The organism is Sphingobacterium sp. UBA7038, from assembly GCF_002494055.1.
Lineage (GTDB): Bacteria > Bacteroidota > Bacteroidia > Sphingobacteriales > Sphingobacteriaceae > Sphingobacterium > Sphingobacterium multivorum.
Window position 1 is genome coordinate 171,067 of the sequence record NZ_DLAV01000024.1, and the last position, 20,759, is coordinate 191,825.

19 protein-coding genes are annotated in these 20,759 nt (G+C 38.4%); 15 read left to right on the forward strand and 4 right to left on the reverse strand.

Features of this window, described 5'->3' with window-relative positions:
* Window positions 1–38: 38 nt before the first annotated feature.
* Window positions 39–959, reverse strand: coding sequence for a ribosome small subunit-dependent GTPase A (rsgA, locus tag B3H30_RS16660; protein ID WP_070560929.1), 921 nt, complete (start codon window positions 957–959; stop codon window positions 39–41).
* Window positions 960–1,065: 106 nt separating this feature from the next.
* Between rsgA and polA the strand changes: the two genes are divergently transcribed.
* From polA to B3H30_RS16715, 11 genes are all read left to right on the forward strand, one after another.
* The gene (polA, locus tag B3H30_RS16665) at window positions 1,066–3,867 is read left to right on the forward strand and encodes a DNA polymerase I (protein ID WP_286777228.1); all 2,802 of its coding nucleotides are present in this window, start codon (window positions 1,066–1,068) and stop codon (window positions 3,865–3,867) included.
* Between the two features lie 4 nt (window positions 3,868–3,871).
* Window positions 3,872–5,002: a toxin-antitoxin system YwqK family antitoxin gene (locus tag B3H30_RS16670; protein WP_070560926.1), complete on the forward strand. Its 1,131-nt coding sequence runs from the start codon at window positions 3,872–3,874 to the stop codon at window positions 5,000–5,002.
* 24 nt (window positions 5,003–5,026) lie between these two features.
* Window positions 5,027–5,680 (forward strand): phosphatidylserine decarboxylase family protein, encoded by a 654-nt coding sequence (locus B3H30_RS16675; RefSeq protein ID WP_070560924.1) that lies wholly within the window; start codon window positions 5,027–5,029, stop codon window positions 5,678–5,680.
* 63 nt (window positions 5,681–5,743) lie between these two features.
* Window positions 5,744–6,781, forward strand: coding sequence for a sensor histidine kinase (locus B3H30_RS16680; RefSeq protein ID WP_070560922.1), 1,038 nt, complete (start codon window positions 5,744–5,746; stop codon window positions 6,779–6,781).
* A gap of 90 nt (window positions 6,782–6,871) precedes the next feature.
* Window positions 6,872–7,519 (forward strand): DUF47 domain-containing protein, encoded by a 648-nt coding sequence (locus tag B3H30_RS16685; protein WP_046671637.1) that lies wholly within the window; start codon window positions 6,872–6,874, stop codon window positions 7,517–7,519.
* A 36-nt stretch (window positions 7,520–7,555) separates the two neighbouring features.
* Window positions 7,556–8,566, forward strand: a complete 1,011-nt coding sequence (locus B3H30_RS16690) for an inorganic phosphate transporter (protein ID WP_046671636.1) — start codon at window positions 7,556–7,558, stop codon at window positions 8,564–8,566.
* A 239-nt stretch (window positions 8,567–8,805) separates the two neighbouring features.
* A complete protein-coding gene (locus B3H30_RS16695; protein WP_286709821.1) occupies window positions 8,806–10,200 on the forward strand; it encodes an OmpA family protein in 1,395 nt (464 codons plus the stop codon).
* A 181-nt stretch (window positions 10,201–10,381) separates the two neighbouring features.
* The gene (locus B3H30_RS16700; protein WP_112375119.1) at window positions 10,382–11,794 is read left to right on the forward strand and encodes a tetratricopeptide repeat protein; all 1,413 of its coding nucleotides are present in this window, start codon (window positions 10,382–10,384) and stop codon (window positions 11,792–11,794) included.
* A 97-nt stretch (window positions 11,795–11,891) separates the two neighbouring features.
* The gene (locus B3H30_RS16705; RefSeq protein WP_070561041.1) at window positions 11,892–12,638 is read left to right on the forward strand and encodes a shikimate dehydrogenase family protein; all 747 of its coding nucleotides are present in this window, start codon (window positions 11,892–11,894) and stop codon (window positions 12,636–12,638) included.
* Between the two features lie 44 nt (window positions 12,639–12,682).
* Window positions 12,683–13,324 (forward strand): MBL fold metallo-hydrolase, encoded by a 642-nt coding sequence (locus B3H30_RS16710; RefSeq protein ID WP_070560919.1) that lies wholly within the window; start codon window positions 12,683–12,685, stop codon window positions 13,322–13,324.
* 5 nt (window positions 13,325–13,329) lie between these two features.
* Window positions 13,330–14,559, forward strand: a complete 1,230-nt coding sequence (locus B3H30_RS16715) for an FtsX-like permease family protein (protein WP_070560917.1) — start codon at window positions 13,330–13,332, stop codon at window positions 14,557–14,559.
* Here the strand turns inward: B3H30_RS16715 and B3H30_RS16720 are convergent.
* Window positions 14,556–15,203, reverse strand: coding sequence for a carboxypeptidase regulatory-like domain-containing protein (locus tag B3H30_RS16720; RefSeq protein WP_070560915.1), 648 nt, complete (start codon window positions 15,201–15,203; stop codon window positions 14,556–14,558). The genes B3H30_RS16715 and B3H30_RS16720 overlap by 4 nt on opposite strands.
* Before the next feature lie 57 nt (window positions 15,204–15,260).
* The gene (locus tag B3H30_RS16725) at window positions 15,261–15,536 is read right to left on the reverse strand and encodes a NifU family protein (protein WP_046671629.1); all 276 of its coding nucleotides are present in this window, start codon (window positions 15,534–15,536) and stop codon (window positions 15,261–15,263) included.
* Window positions 15,537–15,778: 242 nt separating this feature from the next.
* Here B3H30_RS16725 and B3H30_RS16730 point away from each other — a divergent pair, with 242 nt between their 5' ends.
* Genes B3H30_RS16730 through coaBC form a run of 3 tightly spaced genes read left to right on the forward strand, consistent with a single transcriptional unit; the run spans window position 15,779 to window position 18,228 of the window.
* The gene (locus B3H30_RS16730) at window positions 15,779–16,708 is read left to right on the forward strand and encodes an outer membrane protein assembly factor BamD (protein WP_112375121.1); all 930 of its coding nucleotides are present in this window, start codon (window positions 15,779–15,781) and stop codon (window positions 16,706–16,708) included.
* Entirely contained in the window at window positions 16,692–17,021 is a 330-nt protein-coding gene (locus B3H30_RS16735; protein WP_046671627.1) for a DNA-directed RNA polymerase subunit omega, read from the forward strand. Before B3H30_RS16730 ends, B3H30_RS16735 begins: the two co-directional genes overlap by 17 nt.
* Window positions 17,022–17,031: 10 nt before the next feature.
* Entirely contained in the window at window positions 17,032–18,228 is a 1,197-nt protein-coding gene (gene coaBC, locus B3H30_RS16740) for a bifunctional phosphopantothenoylcysteine decarboxylase/phosphopantothenate--cysteine ligase CoaBC (protein ID WP_286752844.1), read from the forward strand.
* Window positions 18,229–18,273: 45 nt separating this feature from the next.
* On the opposite strand, the gene B3H30_RS16745 is transcribed toward coaBC, so the two are convergent.
* Window positions 18,274–19,641 (reverse strand): methyltransferase RsmF C-terminal domain-like protein, encoded by a 1,368-nt coding sequence (locus B3H30_RS16745; RefSeq protein WP_286777431.1) that lies wholly within the window; start codon window positions 19,639–19,641, stop codon window positions 18,274–18,276.
* A gap of 88 nt (window positions 19,642–19,729) precedes the next feature.
* On the opposite strand from B3H30_RS16745, the gene B3H30_RS16750 reads away from it, so the two are divergent.
* The gene (locus B3H30_RS16750) at window positions 19,730–20,116 is read left to right on the forward strand and encodes an SRPBCC domain-containing protein (RefSeq protein ID WP_070560908.1); all 387 of its coding nucleotides are present in this window, start codon (window positions 19,730–19,732) and stop codon (window positions 20,114–20,116) included.
* Window positions 20,117–20,759 lie beyond the last annotated feature (643 nt).

Genomic DNA, 20,759 nt, shown 5'->3' on the forward strand with positions numbered 1-20,759 from the left:
AAAATATAGCGCCTNNAGGCGCTATATTTTTATAAAGATTAAGATCTACTATCTTCATTATGATATATACTGAGGTAGCTATCATAGCGGGAACTCTCAATATCGCCTTCTTCCACAGCTTCCATAATGACACAACCGGGTTCATTGATATGCCTGCAATTATGAAATCGACATTGATTCATCAACGCGCGCATCTCTGGAAAAAAATGGGATAGCTCCTGTTTTTCTATATCGACAATTCCCAACTCACGAATACCAGGCGTATCAATTAACTTCCCTCCAAAAGGAAGATCAAACATTTCAGCAAAAGTAGTTGTATGCTTTCCTTTGTCAGACCAATCGGAGATTTCACCAGTTTTCAACCCGTATTCAGGAACGATTGCATTGATCAACGTTGATTTGCCAACCCCAGAATGACCTGATACCAAGGTTATTTTATCTTTAAGCAGTTGCTTGACAACGTCGATATTGGTACCGGTTAACGCAGAAACCTCGAAACAGGGGTAGCCAATATGTTCATAAATAGCTTTATAGTCTGCCAATATCTCCAACCCCTCATCACTAAAAAGATCCAATTTATTGAAAATAATTACGGCAGGAATTCCGTAAGCCTCCGTTGTTACTAGAAAGCGATCGATAAAACCTAAAGATGTTGGCGGCGAGGCAAGTGTCACCACTAAAAAAGCTTGATCCAGGTTTGCTCCGATAATTTGAGTTTGCTTAGACAAATTGACGGATTTTCGAATGATATAATTTCGACGAGGTTCCAGTTCGTGAATGACCGCACTTTCCTGATCAGGTTCCACATCAAAATGTACCCAATCCCCCACAGCAACAGGATTAGTCGTTTTTATTCCTTTAGTACGAAACTTTCCTTTAATACGACAATCGTATCTTTTATCATCTTCGCCCAAAACTTGATACCAACTCCCTGTCGATTTAGTTACCAGTCCTCTCATAAATCCTGTTGCATTAAATGTGTCATAGTACAAAAATCGGAAAAATTTATTAAACTTACCCTTTGATGAATTTCTTACCTTTGTAAGGAGACTAAAATTCAATTTTGTGAAAAAACTATTTCTTCTAGATGGAATGGCTCTTATATATAGAGCTTATTTTGCATTGAGCAAAACTCCCCGAATTACCTCAATAGGGTTAAATACGGGAGCAATCATGGGATTTACCAATACCCTATTGGATGTATTGAAAAATCAGCAACCTTCCCACATAGCAGTAGTGTTCGACACGGCGGCACCTACCGCACGACATATTGAATTTGAAGCTTATAAAGCACATCGCGAATCTATGCCAGAGGACCTTGCGGCCTCTATCCCCTATATCAATCGCTTAATTGAGGGCTTCAATATTCCGATCATCACCATGGATGGATACGAGGCCGACGATATTATCGGTACGCTGGCAAAAAAGGCTGAAAAGCAAGATTTTCAGGTCTATTGCATGACACCGGATAAAGATTTCGGGCAACTCGTGTCTGAAAATATCTTTATCTATAAACCTGCACGCATGGGTAATGGAGCAGAAGTACAAGGTGTCAAAGAGATTCTTGAAAAATGGGAAATTTCTGACGTTTGCCAGGTCATCGATATCCTTGGTCTTTGGGGCGATGCCGTGGACAATATCCCTGGTATACCTGGAATTGGAGAAAAAACAGCGAAAAAACTTGTTCAGGAATACGGATCTGTCGAAGGCATTATCGCTAACGCGGATCAGCTTAAAGGAAAAATGCGCGAGAATGTGGAGAATTTTGCAGAACAAGGGCTTATCTCCAAAAAATTAGCCACTATTTTATTGGATGTACCCATTGAACTTGATGAAAAATCGCTAGAACTGGAAGATCCAAACAAAGAAATCCTTGAACCACTATTTGCAGAATTGGAATTCCGAACACTTGGAAAACGAGTTTTCGGCGATGAATTCTCCGTACTTGACAAGAGCATTCCTACAAATGGGCAAATGGATTTATTTTCGACAACAACGACGACAATTACCACGACCGAAATTGTCACTGAAATCAGTGTCGAAAATGTCGCAATAAATAATATACATAATACAACACATGAGTATGTTTTGGCCGACACAGCGGAAAAACAAGTAGCGCTAGCCGAACAGCTTGCGTCTTTAGATAGTTTTTGTTTCGACACAGAAACAACAGGATTGGATGCAAACCTTGCCGATATTGTGGGCTTATCATTTTCTTTTGAAAACGCTAAAGCGTATTATGTCCCAACACCTGCCGATCGTGAGGGTGCTCAAGCTATAGTCGATATTTTCAAGCCAGTTCTAGAAAACCCAAACATTGAGAAAATAGGACAAAACATCAAATACGATATTTTGTTATTAGCACGCTATGGTGTAAAGGTACAAGGTTCCCTTTTTGACACCATGCTTGCACATTATCTAATTGATCCAGATACCCGCCACGGGATGGATGTACTTGCAGAAAATTACCTGAATTACAGCCCGGTATCAATCACCGAACTTATCGGTGAAAAGGGAAAGAAGCAAGGGAATATGCGCGACGTTGAAGTCGAAAAAATAAAAGAATATGCTGCTGAAGATGCAGACATTACCCTGCAGCTAAAAAATGTGTTTCACCCGCTTCTTGTCGAGACCAACACCATGCAGCTCGCTCGGGATGTCGAATTCCCATTAGTCTATATACTCGCTGAAATTGAACGAAACGGTGTAAAAATAGATGTTCCGGCACTTGAAGAGTTTTCAAAAACACTGGAGCAGGACATTAAAAATCTCGAGGAATCCATCTTTGAGAAAGCGGGCGTAAATTTCAATATCGCCTCCCCTAAGCAATTGGGAGAAGTCTTATTCGATAAACTGCAACTGGATCCTAAAGCTAAAAAAACAAAAACGGGACAATATAAAACAGGTGAAGATGTGTTATTGGCATTGGCCCATAAATCAGATATCGTCCAAGATATCTTGAACTTTAGGCAGATGCAAAAACTCAAATCTACCTATGTTGATGCGCTACCTGAATTGATAAACCCCGAAACAGGGCTCATTCATACGTCATACAATCAAGCGGTTGCCGCAACAGGCCGTCTGAGCTCAACTAATCCGAACTTGCAAAATATCCCGATCCGTACCGAACGGGGGAGAGAAGTCAGAAAAGCCTTTATCCCAAGATCTGAAAACAACGTGATCCTCTCAGCCGATTATTCACAGATTGAACTCCGCCTGATTGCCGAACTCAGTAAAGATCAGAATATGATGGAAGCATTTAGTCAAGGTCACGATATCCACCGGGCAACAGCCGCGAAAGTCTATAATGTGGATTTTGATGCCGTTACTTCTGAACAACGTCGCAATGCGAAAGCAGTTAACTTCGGCATTATCTATGGCCAGTCGGCGTTTGGCCTTTCCCAAAACCTTGGCATATCTCGTAAAGAAGCATCCGATATCATCAATGAATATTTTAACCAATATACAGGTATAAAAAAATACATGAGTGATGCCGTCGAGTCTGCAAAAGAGAAGGGTTACGTTGAAACAATTTTAAAACGAAGACGTTATTTGAGAGATATCAATTCTGCAAACATCACCGTTCGCGGATTCGCTGAAAGAAACGCAATTAATGCTCCGATCCAAGGATCGGCGGCAGATTTGATCAAACTTGCCATGATCGCCATTCAGAAGGAAATTGAGCAGCGAGGTTTAACAGGCAAAATGATCATGCAGGTGCACGATGAATTGGTTTTTGACGTACCTAAAGACGAGATCGAGGTATTCAAAAAAATTATTTTGGACAAGATGTCCAATGCTATAAAAACAAGTGTTCCTTTGATCGTAGAAATTGGAGAAGGCAAAAATTGGCTAGAAGCACACTAAAGTTATGATAAAAAAATTCATCCATATCTTATTATTATTGTCTGTGTGCAGCTTTACAAACCTGTATGCACAGGATGAAAAACCTGTATTCTATGAAAAATTAGACCAGGGATTGATTCGTTTTTATTTTGACAAATATTATTATTTGGTTTCAAAAGAGTGCGAGTTTAAAACGATTGAACGTGTGAGCAAATTTGATTTTGCAAAGCAAGTCTTTGACGGAGAGTTTCGCGATTTTGCGCCAAATGGAGCGAGAATACTCATTGGCTCCTATAAAGATGGCAAAAAAGAAGGCGTATTTCAAGCCTTCCATCCAAATGGAGTGCTGAAATGGGAAGTAAATTTCCAGAATAACCATCCGATCGGTGATTGGAAATATTACTATCCGGACGGAAAACCACTATTGACCATAACTTATAGTGAACAAGGCTACTTTATAAAAGATTACTGGGACAACAGGGGCAAACAGGAAGTAATAAATGGCGAAGGCAATTATGAATTTTCTATTCCGTTTGAAGGATTTACTGAATTTGGGTTTGATTTCTATCTACGCAAAGGAAAGGTAAAAAGCGGCAGGCCACAGGGAAACTGGAATACATATTTCTACAATGTGGGTCAGCAACCCGTTTATGCTATGACACAACGCTTTGCAAATGGTGTACTCACAATGACATATGACGACAATGGCGACCTAAATAATGAGGATTTCATGTCGCTAAGCATCCTCCCTTATGACTATTTTATACGAGCGGAACTATTTAACGGTAAGTCTTGCAGCTTTGATGATTATTCCAATTTTTATGCTTTCTTAACTAAACGTTTTAATGACAATCTCAATAAAACCGGACTAGATATCACCAAGCAGGTTAATTTTTCTTACCTCGTGGAAGTAAAGAAAACCGGAATGGCTAATCTAAAAAGTCTCAAGTTAACATCAGATTCCGGAAACGAATCTTTCGATGGCATTTTGAGCCGTATTGCTAGAAGTATTGACTTCTATTTCCCTACGTATAAAGACAACCAGCCTCAAGACGACCTCATCAGAGTGTCTGGTGGGATCACACAGGGTAACGATGGAAAAATCTATACCCATTCAATTAAAATCGAAAGACAAATAGACAATTCGAGTAAATAATTATCTTTGCAGAAATAAATAGATATGAAATTTCATAAAGAAGGATACACCACATTAGCGATCGCTGTACTTTTTATCTTCATTATCAATGCCGTTGCGGATTATTATGACGCTCCGCAATATGCCAAATGGTTTATTTATGCGCTATCAGCATTCCTATTCATTACAGTTGTCCAGTTTTTCAGAAGTCCCAAAAAAGTGGTCAACCCGCAGGATGACGTGATTCTTTGTCCAGCGGATGGAAAAGTTGTTGTTATCGAAGAAACTGAGGAAAATGAGTATTTCCATGATAAGCGTATACAGGTATCTATATTTATGTCTCCTGTCAATGTGCATGTCAACAGAAACCCAATCAGTGGTTTAGTCACGTTCTTTAAATACCATCCCGGTAAGTTTCTGGTGGCTTGGCACCCCAAATCATCTACAGATAACGAAAGAACAACAGTCGTTGTCAAAGATAAGGCTGGTCGGGAGGTTCTTTTCCGCCAAATAGCAGGAGCCTTAGCGCGCCGCATTGTATGGTATGTAAAAGAAAAAGACGAAGTCGTGCAAGGCAATGAGTTTGGTTTTATCAAATTCGGTTCCCGCGTAGATTTATTTCTTCCTTTAGGCACTGAAATCAATGTTAACATTGGTGACAAGGTTACTGGAGCAAAAACGATTATCGGAAAATTTTAACAATTTATTAATATCATTATAAGTAACTTAGGCTCCAAATCAGGGGCCTTTTTTATTCTGCAAATGAACTTTAAACAATTACTACTGGCAAACTCCGCAGCTGTCGGCATTGCAATATCTACGATCAGCTTTTATTATAAACATGACCTACAGACAGCGCTGATCATTTTCTTTGTTGCTGTGGTAACGAGTTTCCTTCTATTTAACTATCTATTTGAAAAATATATATATCGTAGACTCAATACGATGTATAAATTAATTCATAACCTTAAACTCGGTAAGGATCTTAAAGATGCTATCGGAGAACATGTCAGTGAGGATCCTATCACAGATGCTGAGAACGAAGTCAAAGCATGGGCAAAAGATAAAAAAAATGAGATAGAGCAGTTAAAATCACAGGAGAAATTCCGAAGAGAGTTTTTATCCAACATTTCTCATGAATTCAAGACGCCTTTATTTGCCACCCAAGGTTACATTGAGACCCTGCAAGATGGCCTGATGGAAGAAGACATGGAAATGGCCAAGAATTTCTTAGATAAGGCTGCCCGGAATCTAGACCGGCTAAATTACCTGATTCAGGATCTTGATGAAATATCCAAACTAGAATCCGGAAAAATGGTCCTGAATATAGAAAAATTCGATATCGTCGACCTCATTAAAGACACCACCTACTCTCTTGAAGACAAAGCTAAACAACACAATATCAAAATAGAATTCAAACCCAAAGTGGGTACACCCCATTGGGTTAAAGCTGACCGAAATAAAATTCATCAGGTATTATACAACCTGATAGATAATTCCCTAAAGTATGGAAAAGAGGGCGGGACAACGAAAATTAAGATTTTCCCACTGTTTGAACAGGTTCTTATCGAAATTACAGACGACGGTTATGGCATCGAAGAAAAAAATCTGAGCCGTGTATTCGAGCGCTTTTTTCGAACTGATAAGAGCCGATCACGCGATATTGGAGGATCAGGATTAGGATTGGCTATCGTAAAGCACATTGTCGAAGCACATCAGCAAAACGTAAATGTGCGTAGTACAGAGGGCATTGGAACAACATTCGGCTTTACTTTACAAAAAGTTCAGTCCGGTAATTAAACAATTGATGACACTTTTGTGTTTAAACAAAATCAATGTTAACATTAACTTAACATTAAGGTATTATTTTTGCAAAAATAAATTTAAGATATGTCTTTAAATAGCATTTTTCAATACTTCGTTCCAAAGGATAAAAAGTTCTTCCCTTTGTTTGAACAAGCCGGCAACAACTTGATCGAGATGTCAAAGTTGTTAAAAGATATTGTTAACTCAAGCAATCCTGAAAAGAAAAAGGAATTAACACGCAAAGTGGAAGATTTGGAACATAGAGGCGACAACATCACGCATCAAATTCATTTGGAGCTGGGAAAGAACTTTATCACTCCTTTTGACCGCGAAGATATACACTCTTTGGCAAGCTCATTGGACGATGTCGCAGATTTTATCCATGGTGCCGCCAATAGAATGGACCTTTACAAGGTTGAAAAGGCCACCGAGCCAATGATTGAAATTGCTGACTTACTAGTCGAAGCTACAGAACATGTATCAAAAGCTATTCATGAGCTTAGAGATTTGAAAAATATCCGCAATATTACGGATTCATGTGTTCGCATCAATAGCGTAGAAAACAAAGCGGATTATATTTTCGATAAAGCTGTAGCTGACCTTTTTGAATTTGAAAAAGATGCAATTTCATTAATTAAACACAAGGAAGTGTTATCTGCAATGGAAGATGCAACCGATAAATGTGAGGATGTTGCTAACGTATTAGAAAGCATTCTGGTTAAAAACGCATAATCATTCGATTTAAGTGCACAAAAATTCTACGAGATTATGATGTCAACATTACTCGTTGTTGTAATTGTCCTTGCGATTGCTTTTGACTACATCAATGGATTCCATGATGCCGCCAATTCTATTGCGACAGTTGTATCAACAAAAGTTTTAACGCCAGCAATGGCCGTTTTATGGGCTGCGATATTCAACTTTGCAGCTTACTTCTACTTTACAGATCATAAAGTAGCCAATACCATTGCAAAAACAGTATTGGAAGAATACATTACCTTAGAAGTTATTTTTGCGGGGTTACTTGCAGCAATCGGTTGGAACTTATTTACATGGTACTATGGTGTGCCATCCAGTTCATCCCATACGCTTATTGGAGGTTTTGCAGGATCGGGAATGGCTTACGCGTTCATCCTTGGCGCAGATCCTATCCACGCCATCAATATTGATGCAACCTTAAAGATTATTGCATTTATCGTACTGGCCCCTATTATAGGTATGACGATATCGGTTATCATCACATTGATTGTAATCAACCTGGCAAAAAACTCCCGTCCAAGTGTTGCCGAAAAATGGTTCAAGATATTGCAACTTGTTTCTTCTGCCGCCTTGAGCTTTGCACATGGAGGTAATGATGCGCAGAAAGTCATGGGAATTATCCTTGTAGCGATGGTTGCTGGTGGCTATGTCCCAACGACTGAACACATGCCTGAATGGATTCCATTAACTTGTTACGCAGCAATCGCTGCCGGAACAATGAGCGGTGGGTGGAAAATTGTTAAAACGATGGGAACCAAGATTACAAAAGTAACACCCTTGGAAGGTGTTTGTGCTGAATCTGCAGGAGCTGTCACCTTGGGTATCACAGAACATTTTGGGATACCAGCCTCAACTACGCATACCATTACAGGTGCAATCATCGGTGTTGGTGTTGTCAAACGTGTATCAGCAGTACGTTGGGGGGTAACAATTAGCTTGTTATGGGCTTGGATATTAACCATTCCGGTTTCAGCTTTGTTGGGCGCGTTGTCGTTATTGGTCGTACATTATTTGCTTTAGAAAAAAATACTTAATTTTTTTCTTAAACCTATTGAAACAAAACAAAAATTTAGTACTTTCGTACCGGATTTTTGTTTTGTTGTTTCACATTAAATACTTAATTTAGTACAAAATATAGCAAAAACAAAATTTTAACATAACTTTAAGACTTTGGCACGGCAATTGTACTATTCCATGTGTTAATACGATAATTAAATTTGAAAACAATTAAAATTAATAATAACCTTAAAAACAAGAGTATGAACTATTCTACAATTAAAAAAACAGCAGTTGCTGCTACATTAGTTGCCGCTTTAGGTTTCGCTGGTACAGCACAAGCTCAACAAGTATTCGGTGGTAGATCACAATACAGAACTTGGTCTATCGGAGTTCAAGGTGGTATCACTACACCAAACACAATTCTTCCTGGATCAAATGCTTTTGGACAAAAAGTAGGTTACTTCCAAAACAAAGTTGGTGAATACTACGGATTAACTATCCGTAAACAATTCTCTCACACTTTTGGTTTAGAATTAGAAGCAAACCGTGGTAAGATCAAAACTTATAACAAAGCTCTTGACGGATTTAACGGATTTGAAGCTGGTTCTGGAACTAATCGTAATGGTGTTGCTAAATCTGCACAAACTGATGTAAATTGGGCAGCTAGCATTAATGGTGTATTTCAATTAGGAACTATTGATTTCTTAAGAAGAGAAAATGCGGTTAACTTCTACGCTAAAGTAGGTTTAGGAGTATTGGCTAATAATCCTGTTCAATTTGGAAATGAAGACTTTTCTGGAACAGAGGTTTATAACAATAAAGGTAATTGGGGATCTGAAATCTTCGGTGACCGTGAATTCAAAGGTGACCGTGATAACAAATTAACGGCTTTCGTTCCTGTAGGTGTTGGTGCTAAATTCAAATTATCAGAAGTTGTTGCCTTGAATTTAGGTTATACAATGAACTTTACTGATGATAACTTATTATATGGTCCCGCTCGTACAGATTACAAAGGTAAATTCTCTACAGTGATGGCTGGTTTAGAATTCACTTTAGGTTCGAAAGACAAACAAAACTTGACTTTTGCTAACCCAGTTGCTACATTGTATGATGAGTTGAAAGATCCTTCATTGAGAAACGAAGTTGAAGCGTTGAAACAACGTGTAAGCACTTTAGAAGGTACTGTTAACACATTAAGCGCTGACGCTGATGGTGATGGTGTATCTGATAAATTTGACAAATGTCCTGGTACTCCAGCTGGTACTCCAGTAGATGGTTCAGGATGTCCAATCAAATTCCCAGAGCCAGTTGCTAACAACGTTACTTCTAACGGTTACTACGCTCCAATTCAATTCGAATTTGATAGCTCAGTATTGAAAACTTCATCTTACTCTACATTAGACAAATTGGCTAAAGAGTTACGTGATAACAATTCATCTGTACAATTAGATGGTTATGCTTCTGCTGAAGGTTCTGAAGCTTATAACTTGACTTTATCTAAAGACCGTGCGAACTCTGTAAAACAATATTTAGTAAACGCTGGTGTTTCTTCATCAAGCATCACTGCTAACGGTTACGGAGAGAAAAACCCAGTTGCATCTAATGCTACTGAAGAAGGTCGTGTTCAAAACCGTCGTGTTGAGATCAAAAAATAATCGTATATAACTTATACCATTATATTAGAAGCCGGCTTTAAAGCCGGCTTTTTTATTTTACCCGTATTTATCCTTAACTTTGTGGAGGATATCCGATTTGTGGAAAATTAGTTCGAACAAATTAGATAAGAAATTAGTATTTTGAATTAAAGAACAGAATACTGGTTTTAAACTTTTGAGAATGGAAGAGGATTTTGAATTTGAAAACCCCGAAGAAAGAAAAATCTCGGTGGACAGATATGAGGAAATGCTTCGAAACGAGGATCAGTATTTTTTTGACTCCAAGGCTTTTGAAGGAATTATTGATTACTACACTGAAAAAAATGACCCTGTTAAGGCCCTACAGGTTACCGAATATGCGATCAGCCAACACCCTTTTGATATTACCTTCCTATTGAAACAGGCACAACTGTTTTCAACGATTCAACAATATCAGAATGCACTTGCAGCGCTTGATAAAGCGGAATTATTGGAAGCTTCAGAAGGAGACATTTTCTTGATCCGTGGCGGCATATTAGGCAGTATCGGCCAGTTTGATAATGCTTTGGAACAGCTCTTCAAAGCACTTCCGCTATTAGATAATAAAGATGAGGTCTATTTCCATATTGCGATGATCTTTCAAGCGCAAATGAATTATGACAAGGCTATAATTTATCTAAAGAAAGCCCTTGAGCTCAACATGGATTACCAAGAAGCACTCTATGAATTGGCCTACTGTTATGATGTATTGGATAGACAAGAGGAAAGTATCTCCTTTTATAAAAAATACATTGATTCAGATCCATACTCCTACTATGCTTGGTACAATTTGGGAAATTCTTTCCATAAAATCAGTCGGTTTGAGGAAGCTTTAGACGCATACGACTATGCTATATTAATTAAAGAAGACTTTTCTTCAGCTTATTTCAATAAGGGGAACGCTCTTGTTAATCTAGATCGCTATCAGGAAGCATTGGACGTATACAAACAAACATTTGAATATGAGCAACCAAGTGCTGACACCTATTGTGCGATTGGCGAATGTTATGAGAAACTTGAGCAGATGGAGGAAGCCCGCAATTATTATAAAAAGGCAGTCAAATTAGATGCGGAGCTTGCTGATGCCTGGTTCGGTATTGGGGTCACCTTAGATTTCGAAGAGCGTTATTTTGAATCTCTTCATTTCTATAAAAAAGCATTGGAGCTGGAAGATACAAACCCCGATTACTGGTTTGCGATTGCCGATGCCCGATACAAACTACAACAAATAGATCTTGCAGAAGAAGCCTATAAAAAGGTAGTCGCTTTGAACCCAACAGATATAGATGCGTGGCTCGATTATTCCTCCATTCTATTTGAACAAAGTAAAATTGAAGAAGCCATTGATGTAATATCCGATGCCATCACACAAAATCCAGATGCTGCAGAGCTATACTATCGTGTGGTTGCTTATCTATTTGCCAATGGACAATACAATGAAGCGCTGAACTTTTTAGAGCTTGGTCTGGCGACGAATCCCGATAAGCATCATATTCTTTTTGATTACCTTCCACAGCTACAAGGGAATCAGATTATTACTGAAATTGTAAAAAAATATACAAAGCCGAAAGATTAACATGTAAGAGGCTCATATCCGGTCATTGCATAGCAATGACCGGATATTAAAATTGAAAATATATTCCTGTTCCCACAACGTACTTTTCGCAATTCAAATGAAAAAATTAGGCTTAATAGGATACCCGTTAGGGCATTCTTTTTCAAAAAAATATTATCTAGAAAAATTTCATCAAGAGGGTATTACCGATGTGGATTATGATTTATATCCACTTGCTCAAATAGCCGATTTTACAATAATTGCTTCCAATAAAGACTTTTACGGTGTCAATGTGACCATTCCCTATAAGATAGAGGTTATGGATTATTTGGATGAGCTCTCGGAAGAAGCTCATGCAATACAAGCTGTAAACTGTATTCGAATCAGCCATACATCAGATGGCATAACACATCTTAAAGGCTACAATACAGATGCCTATGGTTTTGAGGCATCGCTAAAGCCGCTATTAAATCCCCAAGCGGATAAGAAGGCTTTGATTTTAGGTAATGGGGGCGCTGCAAAAGCTGTCATTTATGCCCTGAATCAACTTGGAATAACACATACTTTAGTAAGCAGAACCAAACAGGCAGGCCAGCTCACTTATGATGAAATTGATCGTGCTATCCTAGCTGACCATACTTTGATTATCAACTGTTCACCGGTTGGTACATTTCCCAATACAGCAGAATATCCGAAAATTCCTTACGAATTCTTAACTGAGAATCACCTCTGTTATGATCTCATATACAACCCAGAGGAAACAACGTTTCTTCGAAAAAGCAAAGAAAAAGGTGCCAGAATCAAAAACGGGTATGAAATGTTGGTTCTACAAGCAGAAAAAAACTGGGAAATCTGGAATAGTTGACCTTTCAATAGTAAGAAATCAATAAAAACTGTAATTTTACCACTATGCTTACGATCAAAACATTCACTTTCAATCCCTATCAGGAGAATACTTATCTACTTTATAACGAGTCAGGAAATGCCATTATCATTGATCCTGGGATGTACGGCGAGCAAGATCAGCAAGAACTCCTAGCTTTCATCGCAAACAATAAACTCAAGCCGACACTCCTATTAAATACACACTGTCATATTGACCATGTATTGGGGAATAGTTTTGTCCATGAAAAATTTGGCTTGCTTCCGCAGTTTCACGAAGGTGAGGTACCAATTTTAGTAGCGGTTCAGAATTATGCTCCTCAAATGGGCATCCGATATGACATTTCCCCAATTGGGGAAACATTTCTAAATGAGGATGATACCATTCATTTAGATGATGATGAGCTAACGGTCATTCTTGCGCCTGGACATTCCCCTGCACATATTTGCTTATATTCAGCTGATCAAAAATTCTTGATCGGAGGAGATGTTCTATTTCGCAATAGCATTGGCCGTACTGATCTTCCTGGGGGAAATCACCAGCAGCTTTTGGATAGCATAAAAACAAAACTTTATACCTTGCCCGACGACACGATCGTCTATCCGGGGCATGGCCCATCGACTACGATTGGCTTCGAAAAAAATTCTAATCCATTTATCCAAGGATAAAAGTCATGAACCTGCCATTTCTATTTGCAAAAAGATATCTGTTTTCTAAGAAATCAGTTAATGCCATTAATATCATCTCTTCAATTAGTGTGATTGGCGTAATGGTAAGTAGTGCCGCATTAATCATTTTGTTATCATCATTCAATGGAATGGAACAGCTGATACTATCCATGTACAGTAAGTTTGCTCCTGAGCTGAAGATTGAACCCAAGAAAGGCAAACTTTTTGATAGCAAACAGGCTATCTTCAGCGAATTACGAAAAGATTCTAATGTGGTTCATTATACGGAGGTTCTACAAGAGAAGGTATTGTTACAATATTCAAATAGACAATTTATTGCAAATATAAAAGGTGTCGAACCTCAATCGCTAAGTAAGAAGACCGGAGACAGTATCCTCGTAGATGGCCAATACAAACTTACTCATGACTCGACTAACCTCGCAATTCTAGGGGCTAGCGTACAGGCAAATCTGGCGATTCCTATGCAGAACTCTTCGGGACAAATTCAAGTGTATTCACCGAGAAAAGGGGTAAAAAATTCCTCCAATCCTGCTGAAGAGTTCAACATCCGATCCATAACTCCTGTAGGGGTAATGCGCTATCAACAAGATTTTGACAATTTGATAATTACACCGATTTCATTTGCTAAAGAGGTTCTCGGAGAATATGACCGCGTTTCATCGATCGAATTTTACCTAAAAGATGGTATAGATGTCAACTTATTTGGGCAGACATTACAAAAGAAAATAGGACCAGATTATATTGTAAAGAATAGAGAAAAACAAAACCCCACCTTATATAAAAATGTACGTGTTGAACGCTGGGTCGTCTTCTTTATCCTGACCTTAATCAGTGTAATTGCAATCTTTAATATTGTAGGTTCCTTAACCATGCTTGTACTGGACAAACAAAAGGATATGACGATCCTGAAAGGTTTGGGTGGGGCTGATAATCTAATTCAACGTATCTTCTTTTATGAAGGTCTTATGATCGCTATTATCGGTTGTGTATTAGGTCTATTGATAGGCGGCATATTCAACTATATTCAGTCAGTCTATGGAATCATTCGTGTAGAAGATGGAGCGAATACCATTATTGACAGCTACCCTATGGTAAGTAAGTGGAGTGATTACATTTTAGTATTCATAACAGTCATTGGCATCTCTGGTCTAGTTTCCTATTTCTCCGCTAAATTAAGTGTGAGAGAACTCAATAAACTAAAATCGACTGATTAATAACTTGAACTTTTTCGGCTCTGACTTCCTTTTGTAATCTGTTGGATTAAACTGCCCCATGCAAAAGGATTTAACAATGGATTAGCATAACGTTGGTTGATGACTTTATTATTCATGGTATTAAAGCTCTGCGCATTATTAATTGAACGCATTTCATTTCCGTCACGTGGTATTACAGCTGCCATTGCAGACAAGGACTCATACGACAAGGATCTTCTTACTCTAACGATGTTATCTTCAGAAACGTCTAGATTCATAAATGCAATGTTAAACTCTTCTATACTTGCCCAAGGATAGGGCGTTACCATCGGAAGTTCCGTCACTAGATTTTGCATAATGATATTTGCGGTATATTTATCTCCAGAAACCTCAGGAATAGTGACAACTAAAGGATCAAAACCGACAGAGGTAAAACGAATTGTATCGCCTACATGTGCCACAAAAGAGAAATAGCCCTCGTTATTTGCAGCAAATGCTTCATTTCGGAAAGATAAATTAGTGACAGTCGCATAACCTACAGGAAGTCCAGACCCAACCGTTGTTACGATACCGGAATATTGAATAATTTTCCTTTCCTGCGCTTGTAATGCAGCGGAACAAAAAAGTATAAATACAGCAAATAATATAGAAACCAGCAACTTCATAGAACAAATTTAAACAAAAGTAGCCGAACTAGCCGTTAAATTGTGTTAATAGAAAAACTAATTAACAGAGGGTAAAGTTGCTTCTGGGGAATCTGGATCTGTTAAATTAATAGCCTCTACTGCTGTAATTTCAGGAACAGCTTTCTTAATTGCCTGCTCTAAACCAGCTTTAAAGGTCATAATGCTCATTGAACATGAAGCACATGCTCCCAATAATTTTAAACGCACGACATTATCCGCTGTAATCTCTTCAACACTCACATTTCCGCCATCAGTCTCCAAATATGGTCTCAAGGTATCTAATGCTTGCTCAACTTTTTCTTTTAAAGTCATACTCTTAATGCTATTCAATGATTGTAATATGTAAAGATAATCAAATATTTTAAAATGTGTATTTTTAGGCTTCGCTACCATTGGAAAAACAACAAGTATATGACAATATACCCTCTTCCGAGCTACAATCGAGTTAAAGAATGTTAATAAGAAATGTTGTTTTTGCGATCAAATAATTATTAAACTATATTGCGCAGTAAAATTTAATTGATTAGTATAACAAATTCACTTATCTTTGTAAAATGTTTTTAAATAGGCGTATAGCGGCTATCTGTGCCGGCATGATGTTTCTATTGGTATTTACTGGCTGTAAAAGTAAATTTGAGAAATTGCGCGCAAGCAATAACATCGCTCAAAAGTACGAAGAGGCCGTAAAACTTTATGAGAAAAAGAAATATACAAAGGCGTTAGTTTTGTTTGATGACTTGCGGACCAAATTCCGTGGACAAGCTGAAGCAGAAAATATTTACTATTATTTGGCATTTGCCAACTACCGTCTGAAAGATTATACATCTGCAGCATTTCACTTTAAAGATTTTGCGGATGTTTATCCAAATAGTGCAAGAGCAGAGGAATGTCGCTTTATGCATGCCTATTGTTATTACTTGGATTCTCCGAGATCGACGTTAGATCAAGCAAATACAAGAAAGGCAATTGATGCATTACAGCTCTTCGTCAATCTCTATCCCGAATCGGAACGGTCCAAAGAAGCCGCAGATCTTATTCAGAAATTAAGAGATAAACTTGAGCTTAAAGCATTTGCTAATGCAAGACTGTATTATGATATGGGTCTTACGGATGATTATAGGGCAGCTGTCATCGCATTACAGAATGTATTAAAAGAATACCCTGATACAAAATACGCAGAAGAGATTGAGTTTTTAACCTTAAAAGCACAATACATCTATGCGTCAAAAAGTTTCTTCCTGAAACAAGAAAGCAGATTTGATGATGCCTTGGATTATTACCGTAGCTTCGCAAGTAATTTTCCGAATAGCAAACATATGAAAGAGGCAGAATCTCTTCGTGAGAATTCTGAAAAAGGGATTAAAACCGCCCTCTCTCAAGTGAAGGATTATAATAAGGCCGTTGCGGAGCAGGAAGTGTATATTAAAGAACAAAAGGCGAAAAAAGAAAAAGAAAATACCCAAAAAGATGAGTCAAAAAAATAACAATTCAGTTCCAAACTCTACAGTCACACGTGACTTGAGACAATTGGACAAAGGCACTGACAATCTCTATGAATCTATTGTAGTTATTTCTAAACGCGCGAACCAAATTGCAGTAGATATTAAAGAAGAATTGAATGGAAAACTTGCTGAATTCGCGAGCAACAACGATAACTTGGAAGAGGTATTCGAAAACCGTGAACAAATAGAGATTTCAAAACATTACGAGCGTATGCCAAAGCCTACTTTGGTTGCTATTGATGAATTTTTACACGATAAAGTGTACTACAGAAATCCTTCAAAAGAGCAGGACTAATACTTAAACAATGGCTTTAGCTGGGAAAAATATTGTAATTGCTGTATGCGGCAGTATTGCCGCATACAAGATTGCATCCCTTATCCGCCTTTTGGTAAAAGCGGAAGCCAAAGTTAACGTAGTCATGTCAAAAGAAGCGACAGCCTTTATTACCCCGCTTACGCTTTCCACACTTTCCAAAACCCCCGTTTTAATAGATTATTATCAGCCGAATACCGGGGAATGGAACAATCATGTCGAAATTGCTTTAAATGCAGATTATATTTTAGTCGCACCAGCAACGGCAAATACCTTGGCCAAAATGGCCAATGGGTTTTGCGATAACCTCTTAACAGCCGTGTATCTATCAGCAAAATGTCCAGTACTATTCGCTCCAGCAATGGATTTAGATATGTGGAAACACCCTTCAACACAGTCCAATATTAATAAGCTTAGTTCTTATGGCAATATCCTCATTCCTCCGGGAAAAGGGGAACTGGCAAGTGGTCTAGTTGGTGAGGGGCGTTTGGCGGAGCCGGAAGAAATAATGGATTTCTTAGTTAAATTTTCGGAGCGAGGACTGCCCTTAGCAGGAAAGAAAGCATTAGTATCAGCTGGCCCTACTTATGAAGCTATAGACCCAGTCCGCTTCATTGGCAATCATTCAAGTGGAAAAATGGGCTATGCCATCGCCAAAGAACTTGAAGAACTTGGCGCAGATGTCACGCTAGTATCGGGACCGACTGCCCTGAAATTACCCGAGCGCGTCTATACGATTTCAGTTACCTCGGCAGCTGAGATGCTGAGCGCCTGCGAAGAATATTTTGAAGCAGCAGATATTGTTGTGATGAGCGCTGCTGTGGCAGACTACACTCCAGTTGAAGTCGCTACCCAAAAAATAAAAAAGAAAGAAAACGAATTCGCTATCGAGCTGACGAAAACCGCCGATATTCTAGCTACTTTAGGTGCCAAAAAGAAAGAAAACCAGTTACTCGTTGGGTTTGCATTGGAAACCAATAATGAACTCGAAAATGCAAAAGACAAATTGGTTCGAAAAAACCTGGATTTTATTGTGCTCAATTCCATGCAAGATAAAGGTGCCGGCTTTGCCACGGATACCAATAAAGTCACTATAATCGATCGGTCTGGAAATACCCGTGAGTTTAGCCTAAAATCGAAAGAAGAAGTTGCTAAAGATATCTGCTCAATTATCGTGAGCCTATCCTAAGCAAATTTTATATATACTCCCCTTGGAGTACAATGTCTCCAGCTCTTATAAATTTGCAATCCTCAATTCCTTTGGATAATAGTTGTTTATTCGGTTGGTCAATACCTTCATCCAGCCCAAAGGTTTACCTTGAAAACTTGCTATGGCCCATCCTTGAATATTTTCGCCAATCGTATCCACAGCTATATTTTCCTTTCTAAGATAATTGCGGGCATCCTCAAGCGACAATTCCACCAATTGGAAGTCTTTGGTCAAATGAATGCTCAAAGCCAGCGCATGGCTTGGTATTAGCTCCTTTCTGTTAAGTTTCCCAACATTAGTTCCCGCATTCTTAAGATAAAGTACATTTTGGAGATACTTTAGATCATGTTCATACATTTTTGGAAAAATATATACATCCTCATGATGAAGAAAAGTATGAAAACTGGCACTATCCGAAATCCAATTATCTAGAATTCCTCTAGGTACATCTGATTTTTCGGGTTTAATTCGCTTTCTATTGAGCGTTTCCTGTTCGCCAATCTTCTTAAGGACAGCAATAAAAAAGCCCTCTCCACCTAATTTATGCGGGTAAAATCGATAACCGTGTGCACGATGCTTATTAGAACTTGTATGATCAATTCCCCAATGCTCTTCAATAGCTATTTCAATAGATTCGAAATCACCGCTATCCAGTAACCAATCGACAATATCTTCATTTTCTTCCGGAGAATAAGAACACGTTGAATAGAACAAATATCCGCCCTTATTTAAAGTCTCCAAGCTTTCAGCCAAAATTCGCTGTTGTCTTTCGCTACAAAGCTTAACATTAGCTTCGGACCATTCATCGATGGCATCGGTATCTTTTCTAAACATTCCAGATCCAGAACATGGGGCATCAACAACCATCAAATCGAAGTATCCTGGAAGGCGATTAAACGCTGCAGGATCATTATTTGTCGTTACTGTGTTAGCATTTCCCCATTTCATTAAGTTATCTTGCAGGACGGTAACCCTAGTTTTAATAATTTCATTTGCAACCAAGAGCGATTCCGGATGCAAACTACTGTTTAATAAAGTAGACTTTCCTCCTGGAGCGGCGCATAAGTCCAACGCCCGAACACTCCTTTCATTTAACTTCAAACTTCGAATAATATGATCTATGAACATGGAAGAAGCATCTTGTGGATAGTATGCTCCAGCATGAAATAAAGGATCTAACGTAAACACTGGACGATCCTGAAGATAATAAGCCACATGACACCAAGGAACTTGTTCTGCATTAGGAAACGGACAATCTTCTAATTTATTAGGGTTTAGGCGTATTGCCGTCGCCCGAATACCTTCTTCATGTATCTTAATAAATGCATCTGTATCAAATAATGGATTCACTCCTAACTTTTTCACTAAAGAATTTGGCAGAAAATTACTCATGTTGTCCTAATAGTTTGCGATAAAATTAAGATAAATAAAAATGAAGTCAAAATAAGTGGTAAATTACAAGAAAGAGTAACTTTGCACCATGAAAGAATTCAAGAAATATGCTATTATTCCTGCAACTCCAGAGGAGCTGTATCTTGCATTAACGACCGAAATTACCGCTCGTCTTTGGACAGGAGACCTAGTGTCCATAGACGCTACTATCAACGGAGAATTCTCCTTATGGGATGGTGCTATAACTGGCCGATTCTTGGAACTGGAACCTTCGACAAAAATTGTGCAAGAATGGTACTTCGGTGAAACAGACAACCCTTCGATTGTTACATTAAAGCTGCATGAACATAAAAAAGGGACATCCTTGGAAATTAGGCAGACAAATATACCGGATGAAGACTTTGAAAATATCTCGGATGGATGGGAAGACCCTTATATTTCCTCGTTGATCGACTTTTATACAGAAGAAGATTAAAGCAATGCAGCTATTCTTCCAGGGTATAGTGTAATAGCCAAGAACATCAGGTATTTGTATTCCATATAGACCGTTGGCAATACAGATACCTCCTTACTGTGTCCGACTTTCCACTTTCCAATATATAATAATTGATATTTCACTATTATACAACATGTGAGTCGTTTCAATATCTCAAATAGAACGGATTATAATTTCTATATGCTCCTTTAATCCCAATCTTCATACATATAAAATATCCCACAATAGTTTCAAACACCAAACTCAAAGCTCCTGCCGATATATTCATCCTTTACAGGCAAAGGTGTAGCAATCTTACAACATAAAATCGGCAACAGCGAAAATTATGGTGTTAAAAAGTTTTCAATCCTATCTAATAGAAATACGAATGATATATCCAAAAACCGAGACTTTCTCACATCCGTAAACCATTGGGGTAATAGCTGAGACAGGACATGCTGCTAGTGATTACAAGTAGCTTGTGTAGTGACCGCCGAATATTTGATTTACAATAAATGCTGGCTATAACGATGCGTCACACTGCTGCGGAACAGCGCCGGTCGGGGGGTACGGCAGATATGCAATAGCTTGTACAGGGAAGTACAGGCAGGTATCTAAACGCAAGAAGCCCTTGACTGTTTCC